This window comes from Mycoplasma sp. Z386 (assembly GCF_054343375.1).
The window spans coordinates 1-21,764 of record NZ_JBTGVC010000009.1; the positions used below are offsets into that span (position 1 = coordinate 1).

Consider the following 21,764-nt stretch of genomic DNA (forward strand, 5'->3'; position numbering starts at 1 on the left):
AAAAGTGACATTTTATATTGGGAATGGGGGGTGACATTTTATTTCTGTTTTAATAAATTTGCAAAAATTACTTATTAATTTAAGCAAATTATTATATAATTATATAGTAAAAACTTGGGGGGCAATACTCAAGAGGCTGAAGAGGACGCATTGCTAACGCGTTAGGGGCTTAACCGCCCGCGCAGGTTCAAATCCTGTTTGCCCCGCCATTTTTTTATTACTTTTATTACATTATAGGTATTTTAAAATGGGTTTTATTTGATTGACAATAACAGTTTTTTATATAATTGCTTTTTTATACGTTATTTTAAGTGAAAAAGAAAAAAATAAAATTTTTAAAGTAAAAAAATTTATTGAATTTTCAGATTTATCAGAAATAATAAAAATGAAAATAAAAAATAAATTTTTGAATCCTACCATTTATATAGAAATAGCAGTTCTAATATTAACTACTATTTTTTCATTCGTTAATATTTTTCATTTAATATCTAACAATTTAATTGAGCAATTTCAAAATATTTTACAAGAAAAAAAACCAGATATTTTTATAAAAAACTGATTTTGAAATATTAAATTTTTTGATTTTATATCTTCATTAATAATTAACACTTTATTTAAATCAGCTTTAATTTTCATTTATTATATAATTTGAAAAAAATTAAATGAATGATTATTTGATAGGAAAAAACCTATTGAATATAAAAAAAATAGACAAAAATTCAATAGTTTCTTTTACCGTAAAGATATTATTATTTATATTGTAAAAAAAATAATAATAATTTTATTTTATGTATTAATTTTATTTTTATTTTCTTTATTTATTTTACTTTTTTCTTCCGGTTTAGAGTGGTTACTTATACTATTTTTAATGCTTTTAATTTTTATTCCTACTATTATAGGAATAATTATAATTTTCTATTCTAAATTTAATAGACACAAACATACTAAACACGAATATTTTAATTTTTTACAGGAAAATAAATCATTTTTAGAAGAAGAATATCAATTTATCTTTGTATATAAATATGTTGAATCGATTAATGATTTTTTAATTTTTAAAAATGAAAATAAAAATCAGTGAAAAAAATTTAAACTTGAATATAAAAAAAGAAAAATTGATAAAAAAGACTTTTGAAAATTAAAATGAAGTTTAAAAATTTTTAATGAATTTAATAAAAATGTAAATAGAATTATTGCAAAAAAAGAAATAATAAATGAATGAAAATATATTTTACCAAGTGAATTGCAATTGTGTCCAGAACACGGAAATACTATCATTTTTCATTCTAAATATAATTTATATTATTGTTCTTATGGAGAGTACTTTTCCTTAATTTATTTAGAAAATATGGGAAAATGTAAATATTTTATTTTAAAAGAGTAAATGTAAAAATAAAATTTGAAATTTTACTGTTTAAATGTAAAATTAATATAATATTATTTATATATGGAAAGGTAAAAAATGGGAAATAAAATAAAAGTTAGAATTATAGAACATGAACCAAGAATAAAATTTGAAATCTTGGAAGATGCAAAAAAAGGAGATTTTTTCTTTATAGATGAATATAAGGATGAAGGAGTAGAAAGTTATTTAAATGAAGTTCGTTCAAAGATTGACGAGGATTTATTTAATACAGCTAAAAATCAAGCACTTTTAGAGTATAAAACTAGTGAAGAATTCATTAATTTAAAAAATGATTTAAACGAAAAAAATAATATAATCAAAAATCATAAACAAACACTAGAAAATGCAATTTTAAAGGCTATTGAAGATTTTAAAACAAAAGACGAATTTACAGAAAAAATAAAGAGAATCGATGATTTAATTTCTGAAAAAGAAAATTTAATTAAAGAAAAAACAGAATTAGAAACTAAATTAAAAACATCTAAAAATGATATTATAAATGAGTATAAAACTAGTGAAGAATTTACTGATTTACAAAAAAAATTAACTGAAAAAGATAATATAATAAAAAATCATAAACAAGAATTAGAAAACGCCTCTTTAAAAGCTATAAAAGATTTTAGAAATAATGAAGAATTTACAGAAAAAATAAAGAGAATCGATAATTTAACTTCTGAAAAAGAAAACTTAATTAAAGAAAAAATGCAATTAGAAAATACATTAGCTAATGCTGAAATTAACATTATAAATGAATATAAAAAATCTCCAGAATATCTTGAATTATTTGATTCATTGCAAAGTATAAGAAAAGAAAACGCAACTTTAGTAGAAAGAATGAATAATATTAAAGTTAATATGCAAAGTGAATCACAAGTAGAAATGACTAAAAAAGAAATTCAACATTCAAATGAAATACAAAAATGAATTAAGGAAAATACCGAGTTAAAAACTACTATAAATGATTTACAAAGGAAAAAAAATGTAAATATAAAACTTATTGGGGAAGATTTAGAAAACTGAATAATTTCTCAAGCTTCTGAAAATCTTTCATTTGATAACAACTGTTCTTTTTATAAAGATAATGAAGTTAAAGATCATACTAAAGCAGATTTTTTATATGATATTTATAGTAGAAATAATAATAAAAAATTATTAGGAAAAATAATAATAGAAGCAAAAAGTCAAGGTGAAACAGGTAATAAAAAGAATTCTGATTATTATGATAAATTAAAAAGAGACCAAACTAAAAAACAAGCAGACTTTGCTATTTTAGTTAGTGAATTAGAACCAGAAAAGGATTTTTTAATTTCTAAGGTATTTGATTATGAAAATATGTATGTTATAAGACCTGCCTATTTAATTCCTTTTTTATCACTACTTAAACACTTTATAATGGAAAGGGAAAAAATAGCAGATGCTGAAATAACTTTCCAAGAAAAAAAGGATATTTTAGAACAATTTGATAAAATGAAAAATGAAATTTTAGATAATTCTCTTAAACACATAAGAACACAAACTGAAAAAATCTTAAAAAACGCAGAAACAATAGAAAAAAACGCAAAAGAAATAAAAGAATCTATTAGTTTAGTGGTTGATATTCACCTAAACACAGTAAAAAATAAAATAGAAAATTTTGCTATTCAAAAAATAACAAAAAAAATAGATAAAATTTATGAATAAAAAATTAGATTTGAAAAAATTTAAACCAGAAACACTGGATGAAATTATAGGTCAAGAGCATATTAAATTTCTTTTAAATAGAGTAATTGAATTAAAAAACAGAACATCTTTTATTTTTTATGGAGAAAGCGGAATTGGAAAAACATCAGTTGCAAATGTTTTAGCTTTAAATCTTAATTTAAAATACACTACATTTAATGCAACTATAGAAAATAAAGATTCGCTTTTAGAGAAAATTAAAAATAATGACATTTTGATTATTGATGAAATTCATCGTTTAAATAAAGATAAACAAGATTTACTTTTAAGTTATTTGGAAAAAGACCAAATTATAATTTATGCAACAACAACAGAAAACCCATATTTTAAAATCAATCCAGCAATTAGAAGCAGAATGCAAATTTTAAAATTCAACAAGCCTTCTTTGGAAGAAATAATAAATTTTTTTCATTCAAAAAGCTTCATTTTAGCAAAAGAAATTATAGAAAAAATAATATTTTTATCAAATTTTGATATAAGAACTATTTTTTGAAATTTAGATTTTGTTTTAACTTTAAGCAAAAATGAACCTTTAAGTGAAGAAGTTATCGAAAAATTATTACCAAATGTTAATTTTTACAGCGATAAAAATGCTGACTCACATTATAATAATTTAAGTGCTTTTCACAAATCATTAAGAGGGAGTGATCCTGATGCAGCTTTATATTATGGTATGTTAATTATTAAAAGCGGAGATTTTGATGGTTTATATAGAAGAATGCTTTGTGTTGCATATGAAGATATAGGTCTTGCTCATCCTAACATTTCTTTGAAAGTTATGGCAGCAATTGATTCAGCAGAAAGACTTGGAATGCCTGAAGCTAGATTGTCGCTTTCTACTATCATTATTGAATTGGCATTAAGTCCAAAAAGCAACTCAACTTATCAAGCAATGCAAAAAGTTTCTGAATTAATTGATAATGGTAAAATATATGAAATTCCAGATCATTTAAAAGATTCTCATTATAAAAGTGCTAAAAAATTTAATCACGGGGTAAATTATTTATATCCACATGATTTTTTAAATAATTATGTTGATCAACAATATTTACCTTCAGAAATAAAAAACAATAAATTTTTTGAATTTGGTAATAATAAAAATGAACAAAAATTAAAAGAATATTTGAATAAAATAAAGGAAAAATAAAGAAAAATGACAATATTAGGTATAGAAACTTCACACGATGATACATCTGTAGCTATTTTAAAAAACGGTAAAATACTTTCTAATATTACATTTAGTCAAATCAAAATTCATGCTAAATATGGAGGTACAATTCCGGAAATCGCTTCAAGAGAACATGTTAATAATATAGCTATTATTTTAGAAGAAATAAAAAAGATAATAGACTTAAATAAAATAGATTATATAGCATTTACAAAAGAACCTGGTTTAATTGGTTCTTTGCAAATAGGGAAATTATTTGCAGAAGCAATTTCATTAATTTTAAATAAACCTTTATTTCCGATAAATCATTTAAATGGTCATTTTTTTTCAGGTGCAATAGATAATGAAATAATTTATCCGGCTATTTCCCTTTTAGTCTCTGGGGGACATACTCAAATTTTATATGCTAAAAATCCTAAGCAAATAGAAATAATTGGCGAAACTTTAGATGATGCAGTTGGTGAGGCATATGATAAAATAGCTAGAAAATTAAATTTATCCTTTCCTGGCGGACCAATTATTGATAAAATATATTTTGATAATATAGGCAAACAAAGTCAATTTGTTAATAATATAAAAATTTCAAAACCAAAAACGGAAGGAAAATACGATTTTTCTTTAAGTGGTATAAAAACACAAGTTATAAATATTATAAATAACTTTGAAAATAGAAGATTAAGTGTTCCTGTTGAAGAAATAGCTTATTCTTTTCAAAAAACTATTGTTGATTATTTAATAGAAAAGACAAAAATGGCAATTGAAGAATTTCAACCTAATTCTATAGTTCTTGCAGGTGGAGTTTCTGCTAATAAACATTTAAGAAATGAATTTGTTAAACTACATTCAAATTCTATAATTCCTAAATTGGAATATTGCACTGATAATGCTGCTATGATCTGTAAGGCAGCAGAAATTTTGATAAAAGAAAACTAGGGTAAAACCTAGTTATTTTTATTTTCTTTATCTAGCAGAAAAGCAATTTCTTTATCATAAATTGGTCCTTCTTCTTTTCAAGGAGTCTCTAATATAATAGGTATATTATCAAATAAAGGATCGTGTACAATTTTTTTAAGAATTTCTTTAGGAATAAAACCTTCTCCAATGTTTGCGTGTCTATCTTTGTGCGAATTTAAAGGATTTTTCGAATCATTGAGATGAATAACTTTTAAATGTTTTAAAATATTTTTTTGTTTTAATTCATTTATAAATTCGTCATAATTTTCCAAATTATAACCTGCATCTCAAATATGACAGGTATCAATGCAAATTCCTGTTCTGGGATTATTCACTTCATTCAAAACAAAAAGTAATTCTTCAAAGTTAATTCCTACTTCAGAACCTTTTCCAGACATAGTTTCAAGTATAATTTCTACATTTTTTGTATTATTTAAAATAAAAGTTAGGGATTTAATTAACTGTTTAAGTGATTCTTCTCTAGAAAATGTAGTATGGGAACCAGGGTGTAAAACTAAATATTTAGCACCTATATAATTCATTCTTTCTATTTCTTCTATTAAAAATTTATTAGCAAAATCAGCTTTTTCAGGATTTGCTGGATTAGTTATATATGGTGCATGTACCACTATGTCTTCTGGTTTTATTATTTCTTTATAGTCTTTTAAATATTCAAATAGTTTGTAGTTAGAAACATTTGTTCTTAAAGTTGTTTGTGGTGCTCCTAAATAAATCATTGTGCAATTTGCACCATTTTTTATAGATTCTTCAATTGCTCCATATAAGTAATTGGGTTTTTTGAATGAAACGTGTGATCCTAATTTAATCATATTTTTCCTTTTAATTTTTAAATTATTATATATTTATTATAAATTCATTTTCCAAATATTTTTCTACTTTTAAATTGGTTAAAGATTTTTTTATTATTTTATACATAAAATCAATATTTACTTTTTCAATTGAGTGCGGAACTACCAATAAATCAATTTTTAGATTATTGATTGTTAACAATTCATTTCATTTTAAGTCTGAAGTGATGTAAAGAGCTTTATTTTTAATTACTTTATAAGTTTCTAATATATTTTCAATACCAGCAGCTCCTGGCAAAATTACAATTTTTTTAATTTTTTTATTTTTTTGCAAATTTGTTTGCAAATTATTTAAATTTAGCATATTTTTAATTTTGTTTATCAATTCAAAAAAAGAGATTTCGCTTTTTAAATTAACAATAGAATTAAATTTATTTACAGGAGTTAAATCACCTTCTAAATTGATTTTTTCAAGTATAGATTTAACACCGCTATTTGGTAAAAAATCCAAATTGGTATGAATTGAAAAAACATTAATTTTATATTTCTTTATTAATTTATGCATTGATTTTTTGTAAGGTTCTTTTTCAAAAGTGTTTTTTAAATATCCTTTATAAAAAAGAAAAGTGTGATAAGTTAAAATAAAATTAAAATTGTTTTTTATCGCATAATCTAATGCTTTTTTAGTTAAATCTAAACAAATGAGAACTTTAGAAATTTCATTATCAAAAAAGTATGAAAACCCTACCTTATCTCAATCTTCTTTAGAATTTTGAGGGAAAATTGAATCAAGAAATAAAGAAAATTCTTTTGAATTATTCACCTTGGTAATAATCTTTTAATTTTCTTTTTTTCTGAGTTATTTTTAATTTTCTTAAAATTTTTGATTCAATTTGTCTTATTCTTTCTTTTGAAACACCTTTTTCATTAGCTAATTCTTCTAAACTATGTATTCTATATCTTTCTCCGTGTTCGTTTTCACCAACACCAAATCTTTTCATTATTAAGATTCTTTCATCTTCATCTAGATTTTTATGAAGCATTTCTTTTAAAATTTGTTCCAATTCTTTTCCTGAAGCAAAATCAACAGGAGAAATTACAGTTTCATCTTTTATGAAGTCAGAAAAGAATGAATCATCTTCCTTACCAATTGGTTTATCTAATGAAATTGGATCAATATTAATTTTTCTAATATATTGAACTTTTTCAGCTGTAAAATCATCTTCCATTTTTTCAGCAATCTCTTCATCTGTTGGTATTCTTCCTAAATTTTGATGTAATTCTCTTTCAATTTTAGTCAATTTATTAATTGTTTCTACCATATGAACAGGAACTCTTATGATTCTTGCTTGATCAGCAACTGCCCTTGTTATTGCTTGTCTAATTCATCAAGTTGCATAGGTTGAGAATTTATATCCTTTTTCAAATTCATATTTTTGAACGGCTTTTAAAATCCCTGAATTACCTTCAGAAATTAAATCTATAAAGGATAAACCCCTATTTTTGTATTTTTTGGCATTATTTATAACCAGTCTTAAATTTCTATTAATTAATGTGTGACGAGCTTTTCTACCTTTTCTACCACCTTCTTTAATTTGCTTAGCAAGAGCAATTTCTTCATCTTGACTTAATAATTTTCCATATTTACCAATTCAACGCATATATCATTTTATAATATCATTAGTTTCGGTTAATTTATTTCTGTATTGAGAATCGTTTAAGTTAAAATCTTCTTCAAAAATTTCATCATCTTCCATAGATAAAACATCATCAGAATCATAATCTTTTAATTCTAAATCATCAATTTCATCGATATCATCAAAATCAACATCTTCATCAGATATCTTTTTATTTTTAACTCTTTTTTTAGATTTAGATATTTCTTTTTCTATCTCTTTTTCATTTATTTCGTCAAAATCATCTTTATCACTTTCGTCATTTAAGATTTTTTCAGAAATTAAAATTGGAAGTAAGTCCACTGCTTCATCTTCATCTATATAAATTTTTTTTGCATATAAAAATTTAAAAACTTCATCTTGAGTAAGGAAAGTTTTGTCTTTTTTCTTCTTTTTTTGTCTTGCTAACTCTTTTTGTAATGCATTTATAACTATTATGTATGAATTTGATAAGTTTTTATCTTTAGCCATTTGTCACCTTAAGTTTTTTAGATTTTAATTAAATTTATCAATTAAAAAGTATAAAAAATTATACCATAAAAATAATTTTATTTATTCAATAATGAAATAAATGATAAAATTTTTTCATCAATTCTTTCTTTTTCATTTACATCAGAACAATTTTCTTTTTCTTTTTCTAATTCTTTTATTATATTTTGTATCTTGAATACTTTTATTTTTTCATTGATTTTTTTGTAATTGTTAATTAAAACATTTAAATCATTAAGATCTTTTGCATAAGTTTCTATAAATAATTGACTTTCATTTAGAGCTTGTGTTTTTTCTTGAACTGTTTTATATTTAAGAATTTTATTAATATTTTTTTTATCAGAAACAAGAAGATTGAATTTTTCAGAATTTTGCATAAAATTTTTTTCAATCTCTTCTATAAGACAAATGGAAGTTATTATTTGTTTTCTTATTTTTTCTACATTACTCTCTAAATTTAATACTTTTTTTTGTTTATTTGGGTTTTGATTATAATTTGAAAAACTTTTGTATTTTATTTCATTGTTTTGGAGATTAAAAATTTTAGGATTTATGTTTAATTCTCTTTCAATTTTTTCTAAAATAAAGGATTTTTCTTTATAATCAGCTAAAACTAAAAAATCTTTAAAGTCTTTTATAAAATTATCAACTGATATAAAATCATTTTTATCTACATTAATAATCATTTCTTTATATAAAAAAGAAAGGGGTGATATTCTATTATTAAGCATTTCCTTGAGTTTTTCTTGTCCAAAAATGTTTAAATATTCATCTGGATCATAGTTTGTATCATTTTTAATGATTTCTACTTTTATATTATTTTTTAATAAAATTTTTAGAGATTTTTTAGTAGCTTCTACACCAGCTTTATCGCCGTCTAAAAGTAGAATTACATGTTTGTTTAGCAACAATTTAATATGTTCTTCAGTTAAAGCAGTACCCATTAATGCAACGGCATTTTTTATGTTTGCTTTATAAAGAGCGATAACATCTATGAATCCTTCACAAATTATTAATTCATTTTTTGTTCCTAAAAAATCAATCGCATTTTTATAATTAAAGAGTATTTTTGATTTTGAAAAAATTTTATTTTGAGCTGAATTTAAATATTTAACTTGATTACTTTTATCAGAAATAACTCTTCCTGAAAATCCTACAATGTTTCCAAATTGATTTTTTATAGGAAACATAATTCTGTTTTTAAAAAAAGAGTTTTCGTTTTCAGTTATAAGTGATGCATTAATTAATATGTCTTTTTGGTTATTTTTTAAAGATAAAAGTTCAATAATTTTATTATCATTTGGAGCGAAACCTAATTCAAAAACCTTTATTATTTCGTCATTTATAAAGCGATTTTGAATAAAACTGGAAATTTCAAAATTACTTTTTTGTTGATTTAATAAGAACAATTTAAATAACATATTGGCATCTTCATTTGCTTTAATTAATTTTTGTTCAAACTCATTATATAGGGGTTTATTTTCAAAAGAAGACATTTCATCCAAATTCAAATTTAAGTTAAAATTTTCGTTTAAGTATTTTAGTGCGTTGGTAAAAGAAAAATTATTAAATTTTATTACAAAATCTAGAACATTTCCTGATTCTTGACAACTAAAACATTTAAAAATTTTTTTAGAAGGAGAAATAGTTAATGATGGTTTGCTATCTTGGTGAAATGGACATATGGCCAAATAGTTATTTCCTCTTTTTTCTAAAGGTAAAAAACTGGAAATAACTGAAATTATATCCAATTCAGTTATTATTTTATTTACTAATTCTTTATTCATTTACCTTCCTAATTTATTTAATATATTTTTTAATATCTGCAATGAAAATTCTCTCTTGCTGCATTGTATCTCTGTTTCTAATAGTTACTTTATTATCGTTTAAAGAATCATAGTCAAAAGTTATACAATAAAAAGTTCCTATTGAATCTTGACGACGATATCTTTTACCAATAGTTCCACTTTCATCGAATGAAGCACTTATATTATCTTCTATTAATGAATTAAAAATTTCCATTGCTTCTTTTGATAATTTTTTAACAAGAGGAAGAACTGCTACTTTATATGGGGCGATATCTTTATTTAATTTTAAAACTATTCTTGTATCATTATTTTCTATATTTTCTTCTTCATAGGCATCTACAATTAAAGCTAAAAGTAATCTATCCATCCCAATAGAAGGTTCGATAATATGCGGAATGTATTTTTTATTAGTTACTGGATCTAAATATTCTAATTTTTCTCCTGAAAAATTACTGTGTGATGTTAAATCAAAATCACCTCTATGTGCAACTCCGAGTAATTCACCTCAACCAAAAGGGAATAAAAATTCTACATCACTTGTTGCTTGAGAATAATGAGCTAACTCTTCTTTAGAGTGTTCCCTAAATTTAATAGATTCTTTCTTAATTCCTATATTTAAAAGGAAAGCTCACACTTTTTCTAAATAATTTTTGTATATTGCTAGTGAATCTTCTGGAGAACTAAAAATTTCAAGTTCCATTTGCTCAAATTCCCTAGTTCTAAAAATAAAATTTCCTGGAGTTACTTCATTTCTAAAGGATTTACCAATTTGTCCTACTCCAAAAGGAATTTTCGCCCTCATTGTTCTTTGTATATTTTTAAAATTAACAAAAATTCCTTGTGCTGTTTCAGGTCTTAAATAAATTTTATCTTTTTTATCTACTACAACTCCTTGATGAGTTTCAAACATAAGGTGAAATTGTTTAATTTCTCCTCAATCTGTTTCACTATTATCATAGTTTTTAACGTTATTTCTTAAGTGTTTTGTAATTTCTTCATTTGATAATTTATTGACATTTATTTCTGGAAAAAGTTCTTCCATAATGTGATCAGCTCTATATCTTTTGTTATTTTTTTTATTTTCTATTAATGGATCGGAAAAATTTGAAACATGACCTGATGCTTCTCAAACTTTTGGATTCATTAAAATTTTAGAATCTAATCCATAATTTTCTGGTATTTTAGTTATAAATTCTCTTCATCAAAAGTCCTTAATATTTTTAGAAAGTAGAACACCTAAAGGACCATAATCTCAAGTATTTGCTAAACCTCCATAAATTTCAGAACCTTGAAAAACAAAACCTGAATTTTTTAAATGATTTATTATATTTTGAATATTCTTTTCTTTATTACTCATAGTTATTAAATTATAATAAAAAAAGTGTTATTTTTATTTTTTATTTATAATTTTAATATGTTGAATCAAGAAGAAGTTTTTAATTTTTTAAAAAAAGAAAAAAGTAAAAAATATTTTTTGAATATTTGTGAAAAAATTGAAAAAGAATATGAAAAAGCAACTATTTTTCCTGATTATAAAGATATTTTCAAAGCTTTTGAAATTACAAATTTTAATGACTTAAAAGTTATAATTTTAGGACAAGATCCTTATCATACAGAAGGTTTTGCGGATGGTTTGGCTTTTTCAAGCAAATCTAAAAGAATTCCCTCATCGTTAAATAATTTATATAAAGAAATAAAAAATAGTTATCCTGATTTTCAAAGTGAAAATGGAAATTTAGAAAGATGATCTAAACAAGGTGTTTTATTACTAAATACTATTTTAACAGTAGAAAAAGGAAAACCTCTTTCTCATAAACATATTGGTTGAGAAACTTTTACTTTTAATTTTTTAAACTTTATTTCAAATAAACAAAAAAATCTAATTTTTTTATTTATGGGTAAAAAGGCTGAAGAAGTTATCCCATTAATTAATTTAGAAGATCAAATAATTTTAATAACATCCCATCCTTCGCCATTTAGTTACTCAAAAAGTTTAAAAAATTCACAAATTTTCAAAAAAATTAATGATATGTTAATAAATCTTCATAAAAATTCAATAAAATGATAAAATTTAATTATGGTAGTAAAACATAAAGTTGAAGTTAGATTATCAAAAACTGAGCATGAAATGGAAGATTGAATTGAAAATAACACTGAGTTATTTTGTAAATTAACTCAAATGGAATTTGCTGAACAATTTTTCATGAATACAGCATGTACGATAAGTCATTATGTAAAGAAAATCGGTTATGAAAATTATAAAGAATTTAGAAAAACAGTAACTGAAAACTATATAAAACAAAAGGAAAAAGATAAAAATCCTTTTGGAGATGCTTTATTTAAGACTGTAATTGGGTATGATTTAGATTTTTTAATTGAAGGATTAATGACTAATTATAAAAATTTACAAAAAATATTTTTAGTTTTAGAAAAATATTCAAGATTTCACCTTTTTAAATTAGGAGAAGATAACTATAATGTAAATGAATTTATAAAATTTTATTCTGAAATTAAAAGAAAAGAAATTATATTGAATTCTAATACAAATGTAATAATTGAAAATAATGTTATAAATGATGATATTTATATCATTTTTGATAATTTTTATGATGATTTTGCACTAAAGGGTTTTGTATCCAATTTACTTGAAAGAGATAAAAATATAATACTCTTTTCTTATAAAAAAGCATTTGTGAATAATGAAACATTAATTTTAGTAGATTTACAAGAAATATATGGAATAAGAAAAATAAGTCCTTATTTATTAAAAAATTCTTTTAATTTTATAAGCGACTTATTAGTGAATATTCAAAAAGAAAAACCAGTTAAATAAAAACTGGTTTTTTTGCATCTATAAGCCGCGTTCTGTACTTTATAAAAGTGTCAATTATTTATCTAGATTTAAAACCTCTTTATTTTTTTTCATTTCAAAAAATAAAGTTCCCCTACCTTAATTTGGGTTTCTAGCTCATGGAGTTTACCGCGTTTCACCTTAATTTAATAAGCTCGTCTCTGTGGCACTTGTCGTCTAAGCTTGGATTTATTAGATCCAACATGAACACTACTATCATCTCAGATAGTGCTAGCGCGGACTTTCCTCTACAATATATTTGCAGCAATTGACCAATGCTATATTATTTTAGCAAAATAAAAGCATTTTTCCTATTTTTTTCCTTTTTTTGACTTTTATCTCAAAAAAAGAAATATTTAATATGGTTAAGAAAAGAAAAAAATTTTTTATATCTTCCTTGTTGCTTTTTTCCTTGGTTTTGGTTGGTGGAGTTTCTTTCTTTATTTATAAGCAACAAAACAAGAAAAATTTCTTAAAAAAAGAAAAAGTTCTTTTAGAAATTTCAGGAGCTGTTTCATATCAAGGGGGATTATTTTTTGATAAAGGAGTTAAGTTAAGAGATGTTTTATTTAAATTTAATTTAAAACCTAATGCAGATATTAAAAAAATAAATCTTGAAGAAAAAATTATTGAAAATAGAAAAATTTTTATTCCTTTTATTGATTATAAAATAAAGAAAAAAATTAATAAAGTTACAGAAGAAGAGTTTAAAAAAGTTGGTATAAGAATGAATATAATAAAAAAAATAATACTTTTTTTAAAAGATAAAGATACAGAAAAACTAAAATGGGAAGATTTTTTAAAAATAAATGGATTAGGTGAAAAAACTCTAAAAATTCTGCAAGAAGAGTTTGAGATTTAATTTTATTAATTATATTTATTATTTTTCTTCAAATAAGTTTCACTTTTTTAAATTATTTATTTTTATTTTTTAATTTAATCATTTTTATATATTTTTTAAACATAAAATCAAAACTTCATATCACTTTTTTAATTTTATTTACTATTTACTTTTTTACTTCGTTTTTTAGTCAAAATAGCGAAAAAAGGACTTTTGTAATTGAAAAAAATAATATTCAATTTTATAAATTATCGAAAAAAAGTTTCTTTTTTGATTTTGAATCTCAAAAAGTGCTTATTAATTATCCTAATATACAGGAAAATGCTTTATATAATGCAAAATTAGAAATAGTAAAAATTGAAAATAGTAGTGAAAAATTAAGTTGGAATTTATTCTTAAAATCTAAAAATATTTTATACAAAGTTCAAAAAGTTTTATATTTAAATTTTCAAGAAAAAAATTTTTCTTTTTTAGATAATATAAAACAATATATACTCAGTGGTAAAGAAAATTATGTAAAAATTGTTCCAATGCTTTTAATTGGAGAAAAAACAAATGAATCTAATGAAATAATTAAAATTATTAAAGATTTATCTATTTATCACCTATTTGTTATTTCAGGATTTCATATTGGTTTAATAAATATTTTCATTAAGAAAATTTTTAATTTTTTGAAAATTAAAGAAATCTGACTTTTTATTTTTTTCTTTTTATTTTGTTTTTTCTATTTAATGATTTTAGATTTTTCAATTTCAAGTGTACGTGCTTTTGTTTTTATAATTTTTAATTATATAAATTTAAAATTATTGAAAAATAAATTTAATAGAATTGAAATTTTAATATTCATAGCTTTAATTTTTATAATTATAAATATTAATGTTATTTTTTCTGTCTCATTTATATTAACTTTTTTAATAACTTTAAATATTCTTTTTATTTTAGAGTTTAAAATAAAAAATAAATTTCTTAATATTTTATTAATTTCAATTAGCAGCAACATTATTGGTTTTTTAATTATAAACATCGTAGATTTAACACATTACAATATTTTATCTATATTAAATTCAGTAGTTTTCAGTCCTATTATTTCAATTCTTTATATTTTTTCCTTTATATTTATTTGAAATAAGGAGATATTGGACTTTATTTCGTTGGTATTTATTTATATAATTAAATGATTTTATCCTTATCAATATTATATAAATTTGAATTTTTCTTTTATAATATCATTAATTGTTATTTGTAATTATTTTTTAATTTTAAATATTATCAATTTTAAAAAAAATAAAGAAAAGGGGTAAAAATGTATTTTTTTTATGGTAATGAACAGTTTTTAATAAATAGAGAAATAAAAAAAATTATTTCCAAATTACCAAACCACAAAATCACAATTTGTTCTGGAATTTCTTTTGATCAATTGCTTGAAAAAATAGATTCTAAAGACATTTTTATTAATGAAGAAGTTTTAGTAATAAAAGATACTGATTTATTTTTAAATCCAGAAGTAAATAAATTAATAGATTTATTAAATTCCATAAAAATAAATAAAGAAAAAGTAATTATTTTTAGTTGTTTTTTTGAAAAAAAAGAGAGAAAAATAATAAATTCATCACTCTTTAAATTTTTATTGTCAAATTCTTTCCATAAAGAATTAAATAAAATAGATATTAAAGAAAAAAATGAATATATCAAAAAAATAATAAAAGCTAAAAAGGGAGAAATTTCAGAATTAGATTTAATATATTTAGCATCACTTTTACCAAATGACTTAATGTTTATTTCAAAAGAAATTGATAAATTGCTAATTTATAATACAGTAATTACTAAAACAAGTATTCAAAAATTGGTTTTTTTAACTGATCTAGACAATGATTTTGCATTAATAAATTCCTTATCAAATTTAAATATAGAGGAAATTTGAAAGGTTTATAAAGAAAAAACACTTGAAGGTTTTTCAATAAATAATTTAATTGGTCAAATATTTTCTTTTTTTAATGTTTTATTTCAAGTTATTCATTTTGACAATAAAAAAATTAGTGAAAAAGAACTTGCTGAGAAAATAAAAATTCATCCTTTTAGAATTAAAAAAGCAAAAGAATTTTTAAAAAATAATAGAAAAGATGAAAAGTATGTTTTTAACATAATTAAAAAATTATCTGAATTAGATTTTTTAATAAAATCAGGAAAAATGCAAGAAAAGGAAGGTTTTGAAACATTTTTAATTTATTTATAATTTTTAAACAAATTAAAATATAATTATTATTATAATGAGAAGCGAAATAAGAAAAAATTATTATGAAATATTAAATACAAAATTTTATGATTCAACATCTTCAGGTGTTGGGGATTATAAAGGGATATCTTCTAAAGTATCCTATTTTTCAGAATTAGGAATCGATGAAATAATCATTCCTTCTATTTTAGATAACTATGAAGAAATTAAAGATCCAAAATTTATTAAAATCCATTATGGAGATATTTTAGATTTTAAAGAAATGATAAGCATTTTTAAATCTAGAGATATAAAAGTAAATATGGTTTTTGATTTTAAAAAATCTGATAAATATTTTGAAAATTTTAGCAATTATAAAACAATTTATAGTAGCAAAAATAAAGAAGATTTACAGGAAATTAGTAAAACTTCTGAGTTTATAATGAAAAAAGATGTAACTAAAGTTATTGACTTAGAATGATTAAGAACTGAAAAAAAAGAAAAATTTAAAGAAATTATTAATTTTTATAATCAATTAGGAATTGATGGCATAGTTTTTAAAAATATTTTATATATAAATAAACCAGAAATTAATTATAATGAAAATTCTCATATTATAATTAACGACTTAATTGAAAATATAAAACTAATTAATAATAAAATTAAAATTTTTGCTTCTTTAGATTTTTCCTTTTATAAACATAATTTAGAGACGAATATATTATCAAATTTTAAATTTGATGAATTATTTTTAGATTATTATTCAGAATACTGACTTCACAAAAAATATCCAAATGATTATTTAACTAAGTATAATTGATTAAAAAACTTTCTTTTTTTTAGAAAAATATTGAAAACTAATATAAAAACTTCTTTTGTAATGAATAATGAATTTTATGGGAGAATAGCATCTAGACTTTGTGCTTGCAAAGACAAAGAAGAAATGCTTGCTTTTAAGAAAATGATTTTTTCTGTTTTTATTTTAAATAATCATAATAATTATTTTTTTCAAGGAGATGAAATCGGTCAGGAAAATATTATCTTCAAAAGCGAAGATGAACTAAATGAAAAAGATTTTAGTTATAGAAAAAGATTTTTAGAATACAAAGGAGTTACACCGGAATCTTATTTTAATGTTAGATCAAAGTTAAGTGCTAAAAATAATAATACATCTTTTGCTTGATTTGGAAATAAAGGGCTTGGATTTAATAAAAATGAAATAAATTATTTCAAAAAACCTGAAAATTATAAAAGCAATAATTTATATGATAATTTTACTAATGAAGAGTCTTTATGAAATTGAATTATTAAATTACTAAAATTTAAAAAATTATTTTTTAGCGATTTTGATAGTTCTAAAAATTTAAAAATTTCTTTAAATTTTCCAAGCATTTCAATTTTAAAATATAAAATTAATTTTATTAGAACTGAAATATTAATTCTTATTAATTTAACAAATAAAAACAAGTGATCAATCTTAAATTTAGAAAAATATAAATTAAAATATTCAAGTTCAAACTTGAAAGTAAATAATAAAAATAATATTAAGTTATCAAAATATCAAGTTTTAATTTTTGAAAGGGAAAAATATTAAAAATATAAAAATTTAAGCAAAATAGGCTTAAATTTAATATTTTTTATTATAATAGTGTTTATTATGGCAAGAGTTATTGTAGGATTATCTGGTGGAGTAGATTCATCGGTAGCAGCTCACTTATTAAAGGAGCAAGGTCATGAAGTTATTGGTGTATTTATGAGAAATTGAGATTCATTAATAAATAATGATATTTTAGGCAATGATTATAATCAAGAACAATGTCCACAAGAAAATGATTGAGCTGATGCTCAAGAAGTTGCAAAAAAATTGAATATACCAATATATAGAAAAGACTTTATTGAAGAATATTGAGAATATGTTTTTCAAGACTTTATTGAACAATATAAAAAAGGGAGAACTCCAAATCCTGATATTTTATGCAATAAATATATAAAATTTGACAAATTTTTAAATTTTGTTTTACAAGAATTTGAAGGCGATTTTATTGCTACAGGTCATTATGCAAAATCAGAAAATGGTTTTTTATTTAGATCAAAGGATAAAGAAAAAGATCAAACTTATTTTTTAGCTCAATTAAATAATTTTCAAATTTCTAAAACATTATTTCCACTTGCAAATTTAGAGAAAAAAGAAGTTCGAAGTATTGCTGAAAAATTAGGTTTAATTACTGCCAAAAAGAAAGATTCTACAGGAATTTGCTTTATCGGAGAAAGGAATTTTCAAGATTTCTTGCAAAATTACATCCCTTCTCAACCAGGGCAAATTGTTGATATAAGAAATAATAAGGTTGTTGGTGAACATATAGGTGCTATGTATTATACTTTAGGACAAAGAAAAGGGCTACATCTTGGTGGTATGAAAGAGCCTTTCTTTGTTGTGGGTCATAATATAGAGAAAAAGATTATTTATGTAGCCCCAGCATCGGAAAAAGAATGATTAATATCAGATAAATTAAAAGCAACAAATTTAAATTTAAATAATTGAGATTTTAATACAAATAACATCACAGCTAAATTCAGATATAGACAAGAAGATATTCCGGTTACAATAGAAATATCTGAAAATAAAGAAAATATAACTGTTTTTTATCCGCAAGGTTCTGAAGCGGTAACTCCTGGGCAACAAGTGGTATTTTACGATGGTGAAAAATGTCTTGGAGGAGCAATCATAGACAAAATATACAGAAAAAACAAGGAAATTGATTATTTATAATAAAGGAGATAAAATGTTAACATCAAAAGAAATAAGAGAAAAATGATTAAGATTTTTTGAATCAAAAAATCATTTAATTGTAGAAACAAAATCATTAGTTCCAGTTAATGATCCTTCTTTGTTGTGAATAAATTCAGGTGTAGCAACTTTAAAAGATTATTTTTCAGGAAAGAAAATACCGCCAAAAAATCGTTTAACTAACTCTCAAAAATCACTAAGAACCAATGATATAGAAAACGTGGGTTATACCACAAGACATCATACAATGTTTGAAATGTTAGGTAATTTTTCAATTGGTGATTATTTTAAAGAAGAAGCAATAGAATATGCATATGAATTTTTAACCAAATGCTTAAATTTTGATTTAAAAAAATTATATTTCACATACTTTGAAGAAGATGAAATTACTAAAAATAAATGAATATCTTTAGGAATTGATGAATCTCATATTATCAAAGGAACAAGAAAAACTAACTTTTGAGATATTGGTTCAGGTCCTTGTGGTCCATGTACAGAGATTTTTTTCGATAGAGGTGAAAAATTTGATTCAAGAGGGATTGAATTATTAAAAGAAGATATTGAAAATGATAGATATATAGAAATTTGAAATATAGTTTTTTCTCAATTTAATAATGATGGTGAAAATAACTATACTGAGTTAGCACAAAAAAATATTGATACAGGAGCTGGTTTTGAAAGATTGGTATCAATTTTACAAGATGCTCCAACTAATTTTGATACAGACTTATTTTTACCAATTATTAAAGAAGTTGAAAAAATGACTTCTTATAAATATGATCCAAATAACTATTTTATTAAAAATAAAGAAGTAGAATTTTTTAATATTAAATTTAAAATTATTGCAGATCATATAAGAGCTGTTGTTAATGCTATAAATGATGGAGTAAAACCATCAAACGTTTCTCGTGGTTATATAATTAGAAGGTTAATTAGAAGATCTTATAGAGCTGGTTTACAACTTGGAATCAAAGAAAAAACCTTTTTATATAAATTAACTCAAATTGTTAAAGATACTTTACCATATGAAATTGATGTTAAAAAAGTAGAAACAATTATAAAAAATGAAGAAATGTTATTCTCTCAAACCATCGAACAAGGACAAAAACTTTTAGATCAAGAATTAGAAAAAAATAAAGGAAATTTTGATTTTTCAGTAGCTTTTAAATTATTTGAAACATATGGATTTCCGATTGAATTAACTCAAGAAATCCTTCAAGAAAAAGGCGTATCACTTGATATTTCTCAATTTGATAAATATAAAAAGGAACATGCTGATATTTCTCGTGGAGAGAAAAAACAAGGGATGAAAAAAGTTATAAATTCTTTAAATTTAATTAAAGGCAAAATATCTGAATTTGTCGGTTATGAAAATAGTAAATTAAAAGCAAAAATTAAGTTTTTAGCTTCTTCTGAAAAAGAAATTGATTTTACTTCTGATGAAGATTTAAGTTATGTTATTTTTGATAAAACTGTTTTCTATGCAACTGGCGGTGGTCAAAAACATGATCAAGGATTTATAAAACAAGATAACAACATAGTTAAAGTAATAGAAGTTTTTAAAGATAAGTTTCAAAATAATGTCCATGTTATAAAAGGAAAATTGAACAAAAAATCAGAGGTAGAATTATTTATTGATAAAGATAATAGAGTAAATTTAGAAAGAAATCATTCAAGTACTCACTTATTATTCAAGTCATTAAGAGAACAATATGGAATGTTTATTAAGCAGTTAGGTTCAGATAATAATGAAAATAGATTAACATTTGATTTCCCATTAGATAAAAAACCATCAGAAAAAGAAATTGATGAAATCGAGAATAGAGTTATTTCTTACATTAAAAGTTCAGTTGATAGAAGATATTTAGAAACTTCTATAAAAGAAGCAGAAAAAATGAATGCTATAATGACGCTTGAAGAAGCTGAATATATGGATAAAAATAATGTTAGACTTGTTGAATTCAAAAACATTACTACCGATTTATGTGGTGGAACCCATATTTGTAATACAAGTTTAATAGAAGATTTTAAAATTGTATCAGTAGAAAATAAAGGAACTGGGATTTTTAGAATTAAAGCTATAACATCAAATAAAATGATTTCTAAATATTTTGAGCAAGAAATTGATAAGAATCAAGAAATTTATAATAATTTATGTCATAAAATTCAAAAAATAGAACCAAATTATAAAATAACTGATTTTGAAAATAACGGAGATAGAGAAACACTTAAAAAAGTAAATGAATTAATTGAAAAAGCAAGAGAAGATTTTAAAAATATATCTAAAACTTCACAAAATATTGACATAAATTTAGATATAAACCCAATAGAAATTAATAATAAAAAATATTATATAAATTTAAATTTAGAAGCAAGCACAATAAAAAATTTAGCAGCTAGTTTAAGAGAAAACAATCCAGAAATAACATTTATTTTAGGTTCTGCAAAAAATGAAAAATTACTATTAACTATAAGTTCAAAAATAGAAGATTGTAAAGAATTATTTAATAAAATTTTAAAATTTGTAAAAGGTTCTGGTGGTGGAAGTTCAATTTTAGCTCAAGGAAATATAGAAAATAATTTAGATTCAGAGAAAAATATAATTTCTATATTGAAAAATTAAATGAACAAGAGAAAATTAGCATTAGACTTAGGAACTAAAACATGTGGTTTTGCAATAAGTGATCCATTTAACATTTTAGCAACTGGACTTGAAAATTTTAGGTTTGAAGAAAATGATTTTGATAAAGTAGTTAAAAGAATAAGTGAATATTTAAATGAATATGAAATTGATACATTTGTATTAGGTTATCCACTCAAAATGACAGGAAACAAAAGTGAAAGAACTATTATGGTTGAGAATTTTAAAGTCATATTAGAAAAAACTTTTCTTTTACCTGTGATTTTAATTGACGAAAGAGAAACAACAAAAAAAGCTGAAGAAATAATGATTTCAGCAGGCATATCAAGAAAAAAAAGAAAAAAAAGTAAAGATAAATTAGCAGCACAACTAATTTTAGAAGATTATTTGATAAGGTTATAAT

The 21,764-nt window shown here is 22.2% G+C and carries 18 protein-coding genes, 1 tRNA gene and 1 other RNA gene; 14 read left to right on the forward strand and 6 right to left on the reverse strand.

Annotation, left to right across the window (positions count from 1 at the left end; genetic code table 4):
* Positions 1-118: 118 nt before the first annotated feature.
* From ACXX85_RS01810 to tsaD, 5 genes are all read left to right on the forward strand, one after another.
* A tRNA-Ser gene (locus tag ACXX85_RS01810) sits at positions 119-209 on the forward strand.
* 53 nt (positions 210-262) lie between these two features.
* Positions 263-1,384, forward strand: a complete 1,122-nt coding sequence (locus ACXX85_RS01815; protein WP_458560475.1) for a hypothetical protein — start codon at positions 263-265, stop codon at positions 1,382-1,384.
* A 78-nt stretch (positions 1,385-1,462) separates the two neighbouring features.
* Positions 1,463-3,085 carry a DUF2130 domain-containing protein gene (locus tag ACXX85_RS01820; protein ID WP_458560476.1) on the forward strand — a complete coding sequence of 541 codons (1,623 nt, stop codon included), beginning with the start codon at positions 1,463-1,465 and terminating at the stop codon, positions 3,083-3,085.
* Positions 3,078-4,271: a replication-associated recombination protein A gene (locus ACXX85_RS01825; RefSeq protein ID WP_458557294.1), complete on the forward strand. Its 1,194-nt coding sequence runs from the start codon at positions 3,078-3,080 to the stop codon at positions 4,269-4,271. The genes ACXX85_RS01820 and ACXX85_RS01825 overlap by 8 nt, the downstream gene beginning before the upstream one ends.
* A gap of 6 nt (positions 4,272-4,277) precedes the next feature.
* On the forward strand, positions 4,278-5,225 hold the full coding sequence (gene tsaD / locus ACXX85_RS01830) for a tRNA (adenosine(37)-N6)-threonylcarbamoyltransferase complex transferase subunit TsaD (protein WP_436359051.1): 948 nt from the start codon (positions 4,278-4,280) through the stop codon (positions 5,223-5,225).
* Positions 5,226-5,233: 8 nt separating this feature from the next.
* Here the strand turns inward: tsaD and ACXX85_RS01835 are convergent, their stop codons facing one another.
* The 5 genes from ACXX85_RS01835 to ACXX85_RS01855 all read right to left on the reverse strand — a co-directional run bounded on the left by ACXX85_RS01835 (position 5,234) and on the right by ACXX85_RS01855 (position 11,385).
* Positions 5,234-6,076, reverse strand: coding sequence for a deoxyribonuclease IV (locus ACXX85_RS01835; protein WP_458559492.1), 843 nt, complete (start codon positions 6,074-6,076; stop codon positions 5,234-5,236).
* A 25-nt stretch (positions 6,077-6,101) separates the two neighbouring features.
* A complete protein-coding gene (locus ACXX85_RS01840) occupies positions 6,102-6,878 on the reverse strand; it encodes a Nif3-like dinuclear metal center hexameric protein (RefSeq protein WP_458560477.1) in 777 nt (258 codons plus the stop codon).
* On the reverse strand, positions 6,871-8,202 hold the full coding sequence (locus tag ACXX85_RS01845) for an RNA polymerase sigma factor (RefSeq protein WP_458560478.1): 1,332 nt from the start codon (positions 8,200-8,202) through the stop codon (positions 6,871-6,873). The genes ACXX85_RS01840 and ACXX85_RS01845 overlap by 8 nt, the downstream gene beginning before the upstream one ends.
* 77 nt (positions 8,203-8,279) lie before the next feature.
* Complete coding sequence (gene dnaG / locus ACXX85_RS01850) at positions 8,280-10,007, reverse strand: DNA primase (protein WP_458560479.1); 1,728 nt, start codon at positions 10,005-10,007, stop codon at positions 8,280-8,282.
* A 13-nt stretch (positions 10,008-10,020) separates the two neighbouring features.
* Positions 10,021-11,385, reverse strand: coding sequence for a glycine--tRNA ligase (locus ACXX85_RS01855; RefSeq protein WP_436359059.1), 1,365 nt, complete (start codon positions 11,383-11,385; stop codon positions 10,021-10,023).
* A 57-nt stretch (positions 11,386-11,442) separates the two neighbouring features.
* Between ACXX85_RS01855 and ACXX85_RS01860 the strand changes: the two genes are divergently transcribed.
* Both ACXX85_RS01860 and ACXX85_RS01865 read left to right on the forward strand, forming a co-directional pair.
* Complete coding sequence (locus ACXX85_RS01860; protein WP_436359061.1) at positions 11,443-12,096, forward strand: uracil-DNA glycosylase; 654 nt, start codon at positions 11,443-11,445, stop codon at positions 12,094-12,096.
* Between the two features lie 9 nt (positions 12,097-12,105).
* On the forward strand, positions 12,106-12,861 hold the full coding sequence (locus tag ACXX85_RS01865; RefSeq protein ID WP_436359063.1) for a hypothetical protein: 756 nt from the start codon (positions 12,106-12,108) through the stop codon (positions 12,859-12,861).
* 16 nt (positions 12,862-12,877) lie between these two features.
* Here the strand turns inward: ACXX85_RS01865 and rnpB are convergent.
* Positions 12,878-13,159: RNase P RNA component class B (rnpB, locus tag ACXX85_RS01870), an RNA gene on the reverse strand.
* Positions 13,160-13,240: 81 nt separating this feature from the next.
* Between rnpB and ACXX85_RS01875 the strand changes: the two genes are divergently transcribed.
* From ACXX85_RS01875 to ruvX, 7 genes are read left to right on the forward strand one after another with little or no spacing between them, the layout of a single operon-like run.
* Positions 13,241-13,741 carry an MAG0490 family ComEA-like DNA-binding protein gene (locus tag ACXX85_RS01875; protein WP_458560480.1) on the forward strand — a complete coding sequence of 167 codons (501 nt, stop codon included), beginning with the start codon at positions 13,241-13,243 and terminating at the stop codon, positions 13,739-13,741.
* Entirely contained in the window at positions 13,666-15,021 is a 1,356-nt protein-coding gene (locus tag ACXX85_RS01880; protein WP_458560481.1) for an MAG0480 family ComEC-like protein, read from the forward strand. Before ACXX85_RS01875 ends, ACXX85_RS01880 begins: the two co-directional genes overlap by 76 nt.
* 2 nt (positions 15,022-15,023) lie before the next feature.
* Complete coding sequence (gene holA / locus ACXX85_RS01885) at positions 15,024-15,953, forward strand: DNA polymerase III subunit delta (protein WP_436359067.1); 930 nt, start codon at positions 15,024-15,026, stop codon at positions 15,951-15,953.
* Positions 15,954-15,987: 34 nt separating this feature from the next.
* Positions 15,988-17,526 carry an alpha-amylase family glycosyl hydrolase gene (locus ACXX85_RS01890; protein WP_436359068.1) on the forward strand — a complete coding sequence of 513 codons (1,539 nt, stop codon included), beginning with the start codon at positions 15,988-15,990 and terminating at the stop codon, positions 17,524-17,526.
* A gap of 60 nt (positions 17,527-17,586) precedes the next feature.
* A complete protein-coding gene (mnmA, locus tag ACXX85_RS01895; protein ID WP_436359215.1) occupies positions 17,587-18,702 on the forward strand; it encodes a tRNA 2-thiouridine(34) synthase MnmA in 1,116 nt (371 codons plus the stop codon).
* Between the two features lie 13 nt (positions 18,703-18,715).
* Positions 18,716-21,343, forward strand: coding sequence for an alanine--tRNA ligase (gene alaS, locus ACXX85_RS01900; RefSeq protein ID WP_436359069.1), 2,628 nt, complete (start codon positions 18,716-18,718; stop codon positions 21,341-21,343).
* The gene (ruvX, locus tag ACXX85_RS01905; protein ID WP_436359070.1) at positions 21,344-21,763 is read left to right on the forward strand and encodes a Holliday junction resolvase RuvX; all 420 of its coding nucleotides are present in this window, start codon (positions 21,344-21,346) and stop codon (positions 21,761-21,763) included.
* Position 21,764 lies beyond the last annotated feature (1 nt).